The organism is Sphaerotilus sp. (assembly GCF_031429695.1).
Taxonomy (GTDB): Bacteria; Pseudomonadota; Gammaproteobacteria; order Burkholderiales; family Burkholderiaceae_C; genus Sphaerotilus.
The window spans coordinates 43,248-58,351 of sequence record NZ_JANPAB010000108.1; the positions used below are offsets into that span (position 1 = coordinate 43,248).

16 protein-coding genes are annotated in these 15,104 nt (G+C 65.9%); 8 read left to right on the forward strand and 8 right to left on the reverse strand.

Annotated features, from left to right (window positions below):
- The first annotated feature begins 51 nt into the window (after positions 1-51).
- From RMP06_RS20730 to ribA, 4 genes are all read left to right on the forward strand, one after another.
- Positions 52-786: a glutathione S-transferase gene (locus RMP06_RS20730; RefSeq protein WP_310463690.1), complete on the forward strand. Its 735-nt coding sequence runs from the start codon at positions 52-54 to the stop codon at positions 784-786.
- Positions 787-856: 70 nt separating this feature from the next.
- Positions 857-2,098, forward strand: a complete 1,242-nt coding sequence (locus RMP06_RS20735; protein ID WP_310463691.1) for an acyl-CoA dehydrogenase family protein — start codon at positions 857-859, stop codon at positions 2,096-2,098.
- 42 nt (positions 2,099-2,140) lie between these two features.
- Positions 2,141-3,217 carry a 4-hydroxyphenylpyruvate dioxygenase gene (gene hppD, locus RMP06_RS20740; RefSeq protein WP_310463692.1) on the forward strand — a complete coding sequence of 359 codons (1,077 nt, stop codon included), beginning with the start codon at positions 2,141-2,143 and terminating at the stop codon, positions 3,215-3,217.
- An 18-nt stretch (positions 3,218-3,235) separates the two neighbouring features.
- The gene (gene ribA / locus RMP06_RS20745) at positions 3,236-3,829 is read left to right on the forward strand and encodes a GTP cyclohydrolase II (RefSeq protein WP_310463693.1); all 594 of its coding nucleotides are present in this window, start codon (positions 3,236-3,238) and stop codon (positions 3,827-3,829) included.
- Between the two features lie 20 nt (positions 3,830-3,849).
- Here the strand turns inward: ribA and RMP06_RS20750 are convergent, their stop codons facing one another.
- Entirely contained in the window at positions 3,850-4,965 is a 1,116-nt protein-coding gene (locus tag RMP06_RS20750) for a sigma-54-dependent Fis family transcriptional regulator (protein ID WP_310463694.1), read from the reverse strand.
- Positions 4,966-5,262: 297 nt separating this feature from the next.
- Here RMP06_RS20750 and exaC point away from each other — a divergent pair, with 297 nt between their 5' ends.
- A complete protein-coding gene (gene exaC / locus RMP06_RS20755) occupies positions 5,263-6,783 on the forward strand; it encodes an acetaldehyde dehydrogenase ExaC (protein WP_310463695.1) in 1,521 nt (506 codons plus the stop codon).
- Complete coding sequence (locus RMP06_RS20760) at positions 6,783-7,142, forward strand: DUF779 domain-containing protein (RefSeq protein ID WP_310463696.1); 360 nt, start codon at positions 6,783-6,785, stop codon at positions 7,140-7,142. The genes exaC and RMP06_RS20760 overlap by 1 nt, the downstream gene beginning before the upstream one ends.
- Before the next feature lie 12 nt (positions 7,143-7,154).
- Here RMP06_RS20760 and nadC read toward each other — a convergent pair whose 3' ends face one another.
- Positions 7,155-8,012 (reverse strand): carboxylating nicotinate-nucleotide diphosphorylase, encoded by an 858-nt coding sequence (gene nadC, locus RMP06_RS20765; RefSeq protein ID WP_310463697.1) that lies wholly within the window; start codon positions 8,010-8,012, stop codon positions 7,155-7,157.
- A gap of 314 nt (positions 8,013-8,326) precedes the next feature.
- On the opposite strand from nadC, the gene RMP06_RS20770 reads away from it, so the two are divergent.
- The gene (locus RMP06_RS20770; RefSeq protein ID WP_310463698.1) at positions 8,327-9,409 is read left to right on the forward strand and encodes a tyrosine-type recombinase/integrase; all 1,083 of its coding nucleotides are present in this window, start codon (positions 8,327-8,329) and stop codon (positions 9,407-9,409) included.
- A gap of 20 nt (positions 9,410-9,429) precedes the next feature.
- Here the strand turns inward: RMP06_RS20770 and RMP06_RS20775 are convergent, their stop codons facing one another.
- The gene (locus RMP06_RS20775) at positions 9,430-10,959 is read right to left on the reverse strand and encodes a hypothetical protein (RefSeq protein ID WP_310463699.1); all 1,530 of its coding nucleotides are present in this window, start codon (positions 10,957-10,959) and stop codon (positions 9,430-9,432) included.
- Positions 10,925-11,491 (reverse strand): hypothetical protein, encoded by a 567-nt coding sequence (locus tag RMP06_RS20780; RefSeq protein WP_310463700.1) that lies wholly within the window; start codon positions 11,489-11,491, stop codon positions 10,925-10,927. The genes RMP06_RS20775 and RMP06_RS20780 overlap by 35 nt, the downstream gene beginning before the upstream one ends.
- A gap of 137 nt (positions 11,492-11,628) precedes the next feature.
- Between RMP06_RS20780 and def the strand changes: the two genes are divergently transcribed.
- A complete protein-coding gene (gene def / locus RMP06_RS20785) occupies positions 11,629-12,165 on the forward strand; it encodes a peptide deformylase (protein ID WP_310463701.1) in 537 nt (178 codons plus the stop codon).
- Here the strand turns inward: def and RMP06_RS20790 are convergent.
- Genes RMP06_RS20790 through aat form a run of 4 tightly spaced genes read right to left on the reverse strand, consistent with a single transcriptional unit; the run spans position 12,150 to position 15,098 of the window.
- The gene (locus RMP06_RS20790; protein ID WP_310463702.1) at positions 12,150-13,091 is read right to left on the reverse strand and encodes an SPFH domain-containing protein; all 942 of its coding nucleotides are present in this window, start codon (positions 13,089-13,091) and stop codon (positions 12,150-12,152) included. The two genes, def and RMP06_RS20790, sit on opposite strands and share 16 nt — an antisense overlap.
- A 29-nt stretch (positions 13,092-13,120) precedes the next feature.
- Entirely contained in the window at positions 13,121-13,564 is a 444-nt protein-coding gene (locus tag RMP06_RS20795) for an NfeD family protein (protein ID WP_310463703.1), read from the reverse strand.
- Positions 13,565-13,581: 17 nt separating this feature from the next.
- Positions 13,582-14,322: an arginyltransferase gene (locus tag RMP06_RS20800; RefSeq protein ID WP_310463704.1), complete on the reverse strand. Its 741-nt coding sequence runs from the start codon at positions 14,320-14,322 to the stop codon at positions 13,582-13,584.
- Entirely contained in the window at positions 14,319-15,098 is a 780-nt protein-coding gene (gene aat / locus RMP06_RS20805) for a leucyl/phenylalanyl-tRNA--protein transferase (protein ID WP_310463705.1), read from the reverse strand. Before aat ends, RMP06_RS20800 begins: the two co-directional genes overlap by 4 nt.
- Positions 15,099-15,104 lie beyond the last annotated feature (6 nt).

The following is a 15,104-nucleotide window of genomic DNA, read 5'->3' on the forward strand; positions in this document are numbered from 1 at the left end:
TCTGAGGGCGGGGCGGCGGAATGCAAGGCGTTGACCGCTACAGTCCGGTCCATGGCATATGAACTTCATTACTGGCCGACCATTCAGGGTCGAGGCGAATTCGTGCGGTTGGCGCTGGAGGCGGCGGGTGCGCCGTACACCGACGTGGCCCGCGGCGACGAGGCGGCGGGGCAGGGCGTGCCCGCATTGATGCGCCATCTGAAAGACACCAAAGCGGTCCAGCCCCCGTTCGCGCCGCCGTTCCTGAAAGACGGCAACATCGTGATCGGACAGACTGCGGTGATCCTGCAATACCTGGCGCTGGAGTGGAAGCTGGTCGGGCGCAGCGAGCAGTCACGGGTCTGGACGCAGCAGATCCAGCTTACCCTCGCCGACATGGTCAGCGAGGCGCACGACACGCACCATCCGGTGGGCGTGGGCCTGTACTACGAGGACCAGAAGCCCGAGGCACTCCGGCGCGCGCAGGAGTTCTGCTGCACGCGCATGCCCAAGTACCTGCAGTGGTTCGAGCAGATCGTCGCCCGCAATCCGGCCGGCACGCGCTTCCTGGTCGGCGGCAAGATGAGCTATGCGGACCTGTCGCTGTTCCAGTTGATCGAGGGTCTGCGCTATGCCTTCCCGAAGGCGGCGGTGAGCGCACTGTCCCGCACCCCGCTGATCGTGGATCTGCACGACCGCGTGGCCGAGGTGCCGCGCGTGGCGGCGTATCTGGCGAGCGAGCGGCGCATTCCATTCAGCGAGCAAGGCTTGTTCCGCTGTTATCCGGAACTGGATCTGGTCACCTAGGCGACCTCGGGGGCGCGGTGGCGGTGCTTCAATCACCAGCATCCCACCTCAGACCCGCAGGAGCCAGAGCATGAACCGGGAACTCTCCCCCAAGAGCCAAGACCTCGTCGATCGCGTCCAGGCATTTTTCGACGCACACATCTACCCGAACGAAGCGCGCTACGAAGCCGAGATGCACGCGCTGCGGGCGACGGGCAATCCGTGGCAGGTCGTGCCGCTGGTGGAAGAGCTGAAGCCCGTCGCCCGCGCCGCCGGGCTGTGGAACCTGTTCCTGCCGCACCCGTACAAGGGCGAGGGCGGTGTCTCCAACCTCGATTACGCGCCGCTGTGCGAACTCATGGGTCGCGTGGTGTGGTCGGGCGAGGTGTTCAATTGCTCGGCACCGGACACCGGCAACATGGAGACCATCGAGCGTTACGGCACCGCCGCACACAAGGAGCGCTGGCTGGAGCCGCTGCTGGACGGCAAGATCCGCTCCGCCTTCCTGATGACCGAGCCGGCAGTGGCGTCGTCGGACGCGACGAACATCGAGTGCTCGATCCGGCGTGACGGTGACGACTACGTCATCAACGGGCGCAAGTGGTTCTCTTCCGGCGCGGGTCACCCGAATTGCGCGATCTTCATCGTGATGGGCAAGACGGATTTCGAGGCCGTGCGCCACGAGCAACAGTCGATGGTCCTGGTGCCGCGGGACACGCCGGGAGTGACGGTGCTGCGTCCGCTGAGCGTGTTCGGCTACGACGACGCACCGCACGGGCACATGGAGGTGTTGCTGGAGAACGTGCGGGTGCCGGTGGAGAACATCCTGCTCGGCGAAGGCCGTGGCTTCGAGATCGCGCAAGGTCGTCTTGGCCCGGGCCGCATCCACCACTGCATGCGCTCCATCGGTGCGGCCGAGCGGGCGCTGGAGATGATGGTGGACCGGCTCTCCACCCGCGTCGCCTTCGGCAAGCCGCTGTCGGCACAGTCGATCTGGCATGAACGCATCGCCGAGTCGCGCTGCATGATCGACCAGGCGCGCATGTTGACGATGAACGCCGCGTACAAGATGGATACCGTTGGCAACAAGGGCGCGCGCCAGGAGATCGCGATGATCAAGGTCGTCGCGCCGAACGTGTCCTGCAAGGTGGTGGACTGGGCGATCCAGGCGTATGGCGCGGCGGGGGTGAGTCAGGACACCTGGCTGGCCGAGATGTACGCGCACCAGCGCACCGTGCGACTGGTCGATGGCCCTGACGAAGTCCACCGCAACGCCATTGCCAAGATCGAGATTGCCAAACGAACGGTCGCACGCGCGGCCAGACCCGCCTGAACGGCGAGGCAGCACCGCACGGCTCAGCACTGGAGAGTCCCCATGCACACGGATCTGTACGACAACCCCATGGGCTTGATGGGCTTCGAGTTCGTCGAGTTCGCCTCGCCCACCCCCAACCTGCTGGAGCCACTGTTCGAGCTGATGGGCTTCTCGCTCGTTGCCCGTCATCGGTCCAAGGATGTGGTGCTGTACCGGCAAGGCGAGATCAACTTCATCGTCAACCGCGAGCCGCGCAGCACGGCGGGCTATTTCGCGGCCGAACATGGTCCCTCGGCGTGCGGGCTGGCATTCCGGGTGAAGGATTCGCACAAGGCCTACGCCCGTGCGCTGGCACTCGGCGCGCAGCCGATCGAGATCCCCACCGGGCCGATGGAACTGCGGCTGCCAGCGATCAAGGGCATCGGTGGCGCGCCGCTGTACCTGATCGACCGGTTCGAGGATGGCAAGTCGATCTATGACATCGATTTCGAGTTCCTCGACGGCGTTCCGCGTCGCCCCGAAGGCCACGGCCTGCGGCTGATCGACCACCTGACGCACAACGTCTACCGCGGCCGGATGGCGTTCTGGGCGGGCTTCTACGAGCGCCTGTTCAACTTCCGCGAGATTCGCTACTTCGACATCCAGGGCGAGTACACCGGCTTGACCTCGAAGGCCATGACGGCACCGGACGGCAAGATCCGCATCCCGCTGAACGAGGAATCCTCGCGCGGCGCGGGCCAGATCGAGGAGTTCCTGATGCAGTTCAACGGCGAAGGCATCCAGCACGTCGCGCTGCTCACGGACAACCTGATCGATACCGTGGACCGGCTGGCGCTGGCCGGTGTGCCGCTGATGACGGCGCCGAACGAGGTGTATTACGAGATGCTGGACGAGCGCCTGCCCGGCCACGGCCAGCCCGTGGCGGAGCTGCAGACCCGCGGCATCCTGATGGACGGCTCCACCGCGGACGGCCGGCCGCGCCTGCTGTTGCAGATCTTCTCGCGCACGATGCTCGGGCCGGTGTTCTTCGAGTTCATCCAGCGCAGCGGCGACGACGGCTTTGGCGAAGGCAATTTCAAGGCGCTGTTCGAGTCGCTGGAGCGGGACCAGGTGCGCCGCGGGGTGCTCCAGGCGTGATCGGGCGACAATCGCGGGATGACTGATATCGACAAGGGCACCAGCGCGCGCCTGCCCACGCCGCACGGCGAGTTCACGATCACCGCGTATTTCGACCGTTCCACTGGCATCGAGCACCTGGCGCTGCACTGCGGCGATGTGGCCGGCGACGAGGTGCTGGTGCGGGTCCACTCCGAGTGCCTGACCGGGGACATCTTCGGCTCGCTGCGCTGTGACTGCGGCCCGCAGCTGCAGCTCGCCCTGGCGCGGATCGCCGCATTGGGCCGCGGGATGGTGATCTACATGCGCGGCCACGAGGGGCGGGGCATCGGCATCGAGCAGAAGCTGCGGGCCTACAACCTGCAGGACCAGGGCATGGACACGGTGGAGGCCAATCTGGCACTCGGCCACCCGGCCGACAGCCGCCGCTTCGAGTCGGCGGCGGCGATTCTGCGGGACATGGGTGTGCGCTCGGTCTGCCTGATGAGCAACAACCCGCTGAAGGTGCTGGCGCTGGAGGCACAAGGCATCACCATCGTGCAGCGCGAGCCGCACGAGATCGACGCCAACCCCGAGAACGCCGCCTACCTCGGCACCAAGCGCGACAAGCTCGGGCACTTCCTGCGCGCATGAGGCAGCGCTGACGCCCCACGCTATCGCTGCAGGCGGCGATAGAGCGTGGTGCGGCTGATGCCTAGCCGGCGCGCGGCTTCAGACAAATTGCCCTGGCACTCAGTGACCGTGCGCTCCACGTCATCGGGCAGGGCACGTGGCGTTTCCTGGGCGGTGTCCGGTGCTGGCGTGACATCAATGCCGCCACGGCAGGCTTCCACCTGCACCCACAGGACGGATCCGCCGATCCGGCGCAGCTCGAACGGCCAGCCCTGGCCGATTCGGCTGTGACCGTGCAGCATGTCCACCGTGGTCTCGAAGATGGCGTCGATGCGCAGCCCTGCGATGTCCCGGCGTGCCAATCCGAGCAGGTGCAGCCCGGCCATGTTGGCCCCGATCAGCCAGCCGTCCTCGGACAGCGCGACCAGCCCTTCGGTCAGGCCCGCAATGCCTTCTCGGTACTTGTGGATGCGCAGGCGCAGGCTGTCGCGGTGGCGGGTCTCGAACAGGCGGTGCTCGATCATGCGGGCGGCCGAACGAACGAGGCCCAGCGTGTGGCGGTGGAACTGGCGGTGGTCGCTGGAAATGTCGATCGCGCCGAGCAGCGTGCCGGCGGGGTCGATGATCGGCGCGGCGGCGCAGGTCAGGAAGCCGTTGCGCTCCAGGTAGTGCTCGCTGCCGTGGACCACCACCGGGCTTTGCTCGGCCAGCGCGGTGCCGATCGCATTGGTGCCGCGCCACTGTTCATGCCAGTTGGCGCCTGGACGCAGCGCCACCCGCTCGGCCCGGTTGGCGAAACCCGCATCGCCCAGGGTGTCGAGCAGCAAGCCCTGCGCATCGGAGAGCAGCACGATGCTGTCGCTGTCGCGGGTCTGCTCGTGGATGAATTCCATCGCGGGGCGGGCGTGGGCGACAAGTTCGTGCTGCTGCTCGCGGGCCTGGGCCAGTTGCAGGGCCGAGGCATGGGGCGTGCCGGGCGTGCGACCAATGGGAGTGAGGCCCGCCGCCCGGCTGCGTTCCCAGGAGCGCAGGAGGGCCGGGCTGCAGGCGGCCAGATCCGAGCTGTCCGCCTGTCCCTCGACCATCGCGCGGCGGGCTTCCCGCAGGCGGGCCGCAGTCATCGGGGCGGTCTGATTGGGCTTGGTGACCTTGCTCATTCAGTAATTACCCTTATGTCTGGCGCTTCCAATCGTCACGACATGGACCATTCCAAATTCGACCAATTCGCGGCTTCAGGTTGACGAAATTCAGGCGGATGGCGGGATACCCTGATTTGCTGCAGCGCAGGGTGTCCCAGGTGTTCACCTTGTTCCGCCAGTTGGACAGGGTTCAAGCAGGAAACGGGCCATTTCGTGGCAACTGGCCAGCGGTCTGTCCAGGCGGTTTCGGCTGGCACGACCTTCGCGTAGTGACGGGTGTCCGCAACCTTTCCGTCACACCGCAGGAGACATCCCATGATCTATGCCCAGCCCAACACCCCGGAAGCCAAGGTCCAGTACAAGACCCGCTACAACAACTTCATCGGTGGCCAGTGGGTCGCTCCGGTGAGTGGCCAGTATTTCGACGTGATCACCCCGATCAGCGGCAAGGTCTATACCCAGGTCGCCCGTTCCAGCGAAGCCGACGTGGAGCTGGCGCTGGACGCCGCCCACGCCGCCAAGGCCGGCTGGGCTGCCACGCCCCCGGCCGTGCGCGCCAACATCCTGTTGAAGATCGCTGACCGCATCGAGCAGAACCTGGAGCTGCTGGCCTACGCTGAAACCGTGGACAACGGCAAGCCGATCCGCGAAACGCTGAACGCTGACCTCCCGCTGACGGTCGATCATTTCCGCTACTTCGCTGGCTGCGTGCGGGCCCAGGAAGGCGCCCTGAGCGAGATCGACGGCGAAACCATCGCCTACCACTTCCAGGAGCCGCTCGGCGTCGTCGGCCAGATCATTCCGTGGAACTTCCCGATCCTGATGGCGGCGTGGAAGCTGGCTCCGGCCCTCGGTGCAGGCAACTGCGTGGTGCTGAAGCCGGCCGAATCGACCCCGATCAGCATCCTGGTGCTGGCCGAACTGATCGCCGACCTGCTGCCAGCGGGCGTGCTGAACATCGTCAACGGCTATGGGCGCGAAGCCGGCATGCCACTGGCGACGTCCAAGCGCATCAACAAGATCGCCTTCACCGGATCGACCGCCACCGGCCGCGTGATCGCCCAGGCCGCCGCCACCAACCTGATCCCGGCCACGCTGGAGCTGGGGGGCAAGTCGCCCAACATCTTCTTCGAGGACATCATGGCGGCCGACGACGCCTTCTTCGACAAGGCAATCGAAGGCATGGTGCTGTTCGCGTTCAACCAGGGCGAGGTCTGCACCTGCCCGTCGCGGGCGCTGATCCAGGAATCGATCTACGAGCCGTTCATGGCCCGCGTGCTGGAGCGTGTCAAGGCGATCAAGCAAGGCAGCCCGCTCGACACCGACACCATGATGGGTGCGCAAGCCTCTGCCATGCAGATGGACAAGATCCTGTCCTATCTGGACGTCGGCAAGGCCGAAGGCGCGCAAGTGCTGATTGGCGGCAACCGCGCCGAAATGTCGGGTGATCTGGCCGGTGGCTATTACATCCAGCCGACGCTGTTCAAGGGCAACAACAACATGCGCATCTTCCGCGAGGAGATCTTCGGCCCGGTGCTGGCGGTCACGACCTTCAAGGACGAAGCCGAAGCCCTGGCCATCGCCAACGACACCGTCTACGGTCTGGGTGCCGGCGTGTGGAGCCGTGACGGCAGTCGCGCCTACCGCATGGGCCGTGCCATCCAGGCGGGCCGCGTGTGGACCAACTGCTACCACGCCTACCCGGCGCACGCGGCGTTCGGTGGCTACAAGGAATCCGGCATCGGCCGCGAAACCCACAAGGCCATGCTGGACCACTACCAGCAGACCAAGAACCTGCTCGTCAGCTACTCGCCGAACGCGCTGGGATTCTTCTGATGCCCGCGGACACGACGCTTGCCGTGTCCACCCGCGTGTCGGCCACCGAAGCAGCGCTGGCCCATCTGGCCACGCTGCTTCGGCAGCATCCCGGGATGCTGCTGTACCAGTCGGGGGGCTGCTGTGACGGCAGCAACCCGCTGGCGCTGAATCCCGGCGACCTGTCGCTCACCGTGACCGACCAGTGTGTCGGGACGGTGGGCGCCGTGCCGTTCTACATCGACACGCGCCAGTGCGCCTACCTGCTCGGGCAGGCGCTGACCATCGATCTGCGGCCTGGCAACCTCGGTTCGTATTCGCTGGAGGATGGCACCGGCTGGTACTTCGTGACCCTCACACCGACCTGCCCGGTGGCGTGAGCTTGCGTCACTTCACTTCACGATCTTCATCGTGATATCCACCGCGCGCAGGTGCTTGGTGATCGAGCCCACTGCGACGCGGTCCACCCCGGTTTCCGCCAGCGAACGCACGGTCTCCAGCGAGGCGCCGCCCGAGTACTCGACCAGCGTCCGCCCGCCGCAGTCGCGGTGCTCATGCACCATGCGCGCCACCGTCTTGACCAGCTCCAGCGGCAGGCTCTCCACCAAGAGCAGATCGATGTCCTCGTCCAGCGCGATGCGGGTCTCTTCGCGCGTGCGGATCTCCGCCATGATCGGCACGCTCAGGCCCATGGCGCGTGCGTAGTGGATCGCCTCGCGCAGCCCACCGGCGGCGGCGCTGTGGACATCCTCGATCAGGAAACCGTCGTACAGCCCGAGCCGGTGGTTTAGCCCGCCACCCACGAGCACGGCGTATTTCTGCGCGCTGCGCATGCCGGGCAGCGTCTGGCGGGTATCGACGATCCGCGCGCCGGTTCCGCTCACGGCGTCCACATAGCGGCGCACCGAGGTGGCTGTGCCACTCAGCGTCTGCAGGAAGTTCAACGCCGTGCGTTCGCCGGTGAAGAGCATGCGGGCGCAACCGGTCACTGTGCACAGCAGGTCGTCAGGCTGCACGCGGCTGCCCTCCGGTGTCGCCCAGGTCACCGACACGGTCGGGTCGATCATCTGGAACGCAGCGGTGAACCAAGGCTGGCCACATAGCACGGCGGCCTCGCGGGTCGTCACACGGGCGGTCACGATCTGCCCCCGCGGCAGCAGCACGGAGGTGACATCGCCTTGGCCGATGTCCTCGGACAGGGCTTGCTCGACGCACAGGTTCAGGTCGGCAGGCGGGCGGGTGGTGTTCATCAGGACGGATTCCGGCAAAGGGAGGCGGGATAGGGCGATTTTCACCGCAGTCGATGGGCTGCGTAAGATAGAACCTATCAATGGATTTTCAAAACACGATTGATCTGTCACGCCGTCGAGATTTGTGATTCGGCATTCTTGCTTGCCTGAGCATTCCTTTGAACCGCATACGCCAGCCACGCTAGGCCCCTCGAAGTGAAGGTGGTTGGACCACGGTAAACAAAAGATACTAACGGCTTAACTGCTTGCAGATGGGACTGACCGAATAAGGGGGATTGTTTGTGATTCAAGGAGGTTTTCGTTAGTATCTTTTTATGCGAAGCGATACCCTCTCCCTGTTTTCCACCTCGGACGGCAATCACCTCGCCGATGCGCTGCAAGCGCAATTCACGGCATGGCTTGCCTCATCACCTGCACGCGGGCCGCGGCAGCAGGGCGCTTTGCGGGAGGAATCGGCACAGATCTACGCCGACATGTGGCAGGCCTTCATTGCCTACTGCGCACCGTTTGACGGGGATTCGGGCATCCGAAGCGTTTGCCTCGATCCGGCGGAGGCACTCAGCCGCGAAGATCTGCTGGCCTTCCTCGCGTTCGCGGCGGTGCGCCCACAGCGCCAGAGCCGCACCGGGCGTGCACATGCTGAACTGACCCCACGTTACGCCTGGCGCCTGCTGCAACTCATTGACCGTGTACTCAACCTCGGCCGAGAAGAAGGGGGTCTGACGCCGGTCGACGCTCCGCTGTTACTGATGCAGGAGGCGCCGTACCGCTACGCGAACGCGACCGCCTTGACCCCCGTGCCGGATGTGCTCACCGATACGCAGGCACTTGCGCTGATCCGTCACTGCACCGCTGTTGCTGCGCTGGACGTGCCTGGTGGCGTGACCTGGAAGGTGGTCCGCGACCGGGCTGCCGTGGCGTTGATGCTCGGTGCCGGCCTGGCACCGGGACAGATTCGCGTGCTGACCGTCAAGGAGGTAGCCGTCGACGGTGGCCCTGTCGCTGGAGTGCCGTGGAGGCTGTCGGTCGCAGCGGACGGCAGCTCGGCGGCTCACCAGGTGCCGATCGCGCCCTGGGCGGCAGGGCAGTTGAAGTTCTGGCTGGCGGTGCGCGCAGCGCAGGGAGCGGCGATGCAGCAGTCTGGCTGGGTGTTTCCGTCCACAACGGCCGGCAAGCCCTGGTCCCATCCGGCCTGCCACCGTGCAGCGGTCAGCGTCATGGAGGAAGCGGGTGTCGAGGGCGGTTCCCCTTTTCGGCTGCGGCACACCTTTGCCGTGCGCCAATTGCTGAGCGGGCATGCGGAAGAGGAAGTTGCACGCTGGATGGGCTACGCTGACATCGGACCGATGAAGCGTTACCGGCACGTGTTGACGGCACCAGCAGCCGGGCTAGTTTGACGCAGCACGCTATAAAGACGCTATAGAGGCGTGCTTTCGCAGCGGGTCAGGCGCTCCAGCTCCTGTCGCGCCTGGTCATTGGCGTAGCGGTCGAACTGCACGCGCAGGCGCGCCAGCTGCCGCATCCGCATCAGCTTGTCCAGCTGCGTCAGGCTGCGGTCCAGTGCAAGGCGGTCCTGAACGATCTGGGCCTGCCGCTCCTGTCGCGCCACCAGCCTGGGGTAGGTGGCGGTCTGGCCGAGCAGAAACCGTTGCGCCGCGCCGAGATCGTTCGCCAGAAACCGCACATAGCCAGCAGTGTGCGGATGGGCTGCTGCGGGCCAGCGCTGGGTCAGGGCGCGGCGGAGTGTCGTCTGTAATCGGTCGACGTCAGCGCCCACACGCTGGGACTCGTCCGCGAGACGCTGCAAGCGCGAGGTCAGCTCTCTCTGCCGGGTTTCCAGTGCATCGACCAGCGCACGTCCGCGCAGCGGCAGGTGCAAGCGTTCCGCCAGCGCCTGCGCAACGCGGCCGTACTCGTTGTCCGGCTCGCTGACCGTATCCAGATAGCGCAGCCAGACGGGTTGCCAGCGCTCCAGGTAGGTCTCCGTGGACGACCGGGGCAGGTCGCTGCCGTCGCCCTCGATGATGGCGTGCAGGTGTGCCTCGTGCAGTGTCACCGTGTGGTCACCGTCCAGATCCGGCGAGCGCCGCAGCGGTGTTCCAGCACGGGTTCGGCCTGCAAGCGCGGAAAAGAACTGGCTGGCGTAATCGAGGTCCGCATCAGATTCGATATCAGCCGGCAAGTCCGGACAGCTGCGGCGCAGATGGTCGATTGGCTCGGAGGTAAACACGCACCGATTGTGGCGCCCCAGGTTGCGCTGGTTGCGCGCGGACGGGTGGATCAGGCGCTGAAAACCGCCGGAGTGGCATTGCGTGAGTACGAAGCGCATCGGTGCAGTGACCGGTGCGTGGCTGCTCAGGGCATCCATTTCCCGCACAGACAGCGCGGAGTTGTCCCACAGGCGCAGCGTGTTGCCGGCCGCGTCGCCGGGGTCGGCTTGCCCGGTACCGGCGTAAAAGAACAATCCCCGGTCGCCCGGTCGCAGTGCCGCGAATTCCTTGTCCAGCACTGCGGACACCATGTCTGCACGTGCACCGACCGCGGTGGCGCTGACCCGCAGGCGTCGGGCCGGCACCGCATTGAACGCCTGCTCGCCGTACACCCGCGCAAGCGGCTGCAGTGGTGCGGCGGATTCCACCAGACGCGGGCTGGACCGGTCGGTCGGCATGGGCGTCGGGTCCGCGAGCAGGGTCTGCAACGAAGCGCCGGTGGACACGCTGCGCACGATGTCGGCCACCCACAGCGTAGTCGCTTCGCTCCGCGGGTTGGCAGACCGACTGTCGTACTCTCCCGACACCAGCCAGGCGCGGGTCGCACCGACGCTGGCACCCGACCATCCCGCCAGCGACAGCAGTATCACCAGCGCGCCGATCACACCGGCGCACGATCTGGTCAGGCGCGGCGGCCCGACCTCAGTATTCGACGGGCTGGGTGGTCGGTGGTTCATGGCGGATCAGGGTCGGTACGGGCGCCGGAAGAGGTGGTCGCAAGGGTGGCGCAGGGATCGGCGGCGGTGACAGCACTGGAACCGACTGTGGCAGTCGGCGTTGCACACGCAGTCTGGGACGCTGGGTCAGCGCTGCGTAGAGACCCCCAGTGAACAAGGCCACCGCGCCAAGCAGCAGCGACGTTGGGTGATACCAGCTGAAACCGATGAGGCTGCCAGAGGCCAGACCCGCTGCTCCGCAGAGCAGGCCGAGCGCCAGCAAAGACCGGCGCGCCGGGCGCCCGCCCATCAGGACACCGAGTGTCCACGCGACGGTGCCGCAGCCGTACAGACCGGCCAGCAACAGTGGGAGTTCACCAAGCGCCTGCCAGAACCAGTCCGCGTGCGGGCGCAGGTACCAGTCCTGCATGGAGACGCCGTCCCCCAGTGTCAGGTCGATCGCCACCATGCCGACAACGGCGAGCAGCATTGCCAGCCAGGGCAGCAGCAGCCAAGCCAGCAGCGCGCGTCGGTGTATCCAGCGGTGAATCAAGGCGTAGGTTCCAATTCCAGTTTCAGAAACAGCTTCAAAGCGCCAATATTCTCACATCAAGTTGGTACTGCCTCGTTTGCCGGGCGACCCATCCAGCTGCGGTATCGTGTGTGCATTGCCCTGAAAGACGAATATCCATGACCGTACGAGACATTCTGAAGATGGGAGACCCGCGCCTCTTGCGGGTGGCGCATCGTGTCGAAACATTTGACAGCCCGGAGCTGCATGCGCTGGTGGCCGATCTGTTCGAGACCATGGAAGCGGTGCAGGGCGCAGGCCTCGCCGCGCCGCAGATCGGTGTCGATCTGGCTGTGGTGATCTTTGGTTTCGGGCGCAACCAGCGCTATCCGGACGCGCTGCCCGTGCCCCGCACCGTGTTGATCAATCCGACCATCACGGCGCTGTCCGACGAAGAGGAAGAGGGCTGGGAGGGCTGCCTGTCCGTGCCGGGCCTGCGCGGTTTGGTACCCCGCTGGTCGCAGATCCGCTACACCGGATGGGACACGGCCGGGAACTGCATCGAGCGTGAAGTCAGCGGCTTCCACGCCCGGGTCGTGCAGCATGAGTGTGACCACCTGATCGGCCGCCTTTACCCGATGCGCATCCGGGATTTCAGCCGCTTTGGCTACACCGACGTACTGTTTCCCGGACTGGACGCTCAGGGCGATGACTGATCGGCGCCGGCCCCGCTGGTCGGTGGCTTGCGCATCAGCGCCATCGCGGTGCCGATCAACCCGGCGACCTCGCTCATGTTGCCAGGCACGATCATCGTGTTGTTCTTCTGCGCGAGCTGCGCATAGGCGTCCACCGCCTTCTCCGCCACCTTCAGCTGGACCGCCTGCGCGCCACCCGGCTGCTGGATGGCGCTGGCGATCTTGCGGATCGCGTCCGCGGTCGCGTCGGCCACCAGGGTGATCGCTGCGGCTTCGCCATTGGCCTTGTTGATCTCGGCCTGCTTCTCGCCCTCGGACCGGGCGATGAAGGACTCACGCTGGCCGTTGGCGATGTTGATCTGCTCCTGCTTGCGCCCTTCGGATGCGGCGATCAGCGCGCGTTTCTCGCGCTCCGCAGTGATCTGCTGCTGCATGGCATGCAGGATCTCGTTCGGCGGCGTCTGATCCTTGATCTCGTAGCGCAGCACCTTGACGCCCCAGTTCAGCGCGGCCTCGTCGAGCGATGACACCACGGAGGCGTTGATGATCTCGCGCTCCTCGAAGGTACGGTCCAGCTCCATCTTGCCGATCACCGAGCGCAGCGTCGTCTGCGAGAGCTGGGTGATGGCGCTCACGTAGTCGGATGAGCCGTAACTGGCGCGCATCGGATCGGTGACCTGGAAGTAGAGGATGCCGTCCACCTTGAGTTGCGTGTTGTCGCGCGTGATGCAGACCTGGCTCGGCACGTCGAGCGGGATTTCCTTCAGGGAATGGCGATACGCCACCCGGTCAACGAAGGGAATCAGGAAATTCAGCCCTGGCGACAAGGTGCCGTGGAATTTGCCGAGGCGCTCGATCACCCAGGCATTCTGCTGGGGCACGACCTTGAGCGATCGGGCAACGAAGATGATGGCCACGACCAGGACGACCAGCGCAAACATGTCCATGAGGAATCCCCTTGAGTGGAGTGATCAGGTCAGACCGGGTGGTCATGCGGTGCGATGACACCCAGCACCAGCCGCGCACCATCAATGGCAACGATGGCGTATTCACCGGGCCCAGGCGGGGGCGTGCTGCCTTGCCAACGCGCTTGCCAGGAGGCCCCACGGTAATGGACGGTGGTCAGACTGTCGTGCGTCCAGTGGGTGACCGGCACCCGTTGGCCAATGTCCAGGTCAAAACCAGCCGCGCCGCCAGGGGCTGCGGCCTTGGAGCGACTGCGCCATCGCCACAGCACCATGGACGCGCCGCCGACCATGGCACACACCAGCATCTGCACAGCGAATGAGGCCCCCAGGTGTGCCGCTGCACCGGCCGTGACCATGCCCACGGACAGCAGCAGCAGATAGACCGTGCCAGTCAGCAACTCGGCGCCGAGCACGACACCCGCTGCGATCCACCAAAGCATTGATTCGGTCATGGAACGAGTGTATGCCGCTAGCCGTTGCGGTGCCACTGCCCCGAGGCCAGCACCTCGTTCGGCCGGAACTGGGCCTTGTAGACCATCTTCCGGCTGTGCTCGATCCAGTAGCCCAGGTACACGAAGGGCAGTTGGAGCGTGCGCGCCTGCTCGATCTGCCACAGGACGTTGAAGGTGCCGAAACTGGCGTCGTCGTCGGGCTCGTAGAAGGTGTAGACGGCGGACAGCCCGTCGTTCAGCACGTCGAGAATCGACACCATCTTGAGCGCGCCTTGTGAACCATCGGCCTGCGCCGGCTCACGGAACTCCACCAGCCGCGAGTTCACCCGGCTCTGCAGCAGGAACTGGGTGTACTGGTCGACGGAGTCCTGGTCCATGCCGCCGCCGCTGTGTCGGGCCGTCTGGTACTTGAGATACAGCGCGTAATGCTCGGGCACGAAGCGCAGGCGTGTCACGCTGACCTGCATCTCGCGGTGGTCACGCCATGCGCGCCGCTGGCTGCGGTTGGGCTTGAACTCGTTCACCGGCACCCGCAGCGGCTGGCAAGCCTGGCAACCATCGCAGTAGGGTCGGTAGGTGAACAGCCCGCTGCGCCGGAAGCCGGCGGCAACCAGCTCGGAGTAGGTGTCCGCGTTGATCAGGTGGGACGGCGTGGCGACCTGCGAGCGCGCCATGCGGCCATCGAGGTAGCTGCATGCGTAGGGCGCCGTGGCGTAGAACTGGAGTTCAGCCAGTGGCAGGTCTTGGGGATGCGTCACGCGGAGGACTCGCCTGTCGGTGGATCGGGATCGAGGAGGGGCAACTGCCTCCACATCGCTGCATCATAGGTCCACTGCGTCGGGGCCGGCAGCTTGGTGACCTGCGCCAGATGCGCTTCGAACGCCGCCCGCTCCACGGGGGCCGCGCCCATGGAGGCCAGGTGCCGTGTCTGCTGCTGGCAGTCGATCCACGCAATGCTCTCCGTGCGGCAGAACGCCACCAGCGCCGCCAACGCGATCTTCGATGCATCGGTCTGCAGCGCGAACATCGACTCGCCATAGAACATCCGCCCGATGCTGACCCCGTAGAGCCCACCGACCAGGCGGCCGTCCACCCAGGTTTCGAAGGAGTGGACACCGCCCGCACCGTGCCATTGCCGATAGGCCTGCTGCAGTTCGGGAACGATCCAGGTGCCGCGCTGGCCTTCGCGTGCCACCCCGGCGCAGTGCCCGATGACCTGATCGAACGCAGTGTCGATGCGCACCTCGCAGCCCTGCGCCTGCACGAAGCGCCGCAGCACCTTCTTCAGCGAGCGGTGCAGCCGGAACTGGTCGGTCTGCAGCACCATGCGAGGCGCTGTGCTCCACCACAGGACAGGCTCGCCCGGGCCGTACCACGGAAAGATGCCGTGGCGGTAGGCCAGCTCCAGTCGCCGCTGGCTGAGTTGTCCACCGGCGCAGAGCAGCCCCGGCGCTTCGGTGTCGGGGCCGAGCGCACGACTGGTCGGAGGAAACGGAGCGTGTCCGTTGTCGTCGTCCGGAAGCCAGTCGACCATGCGCGT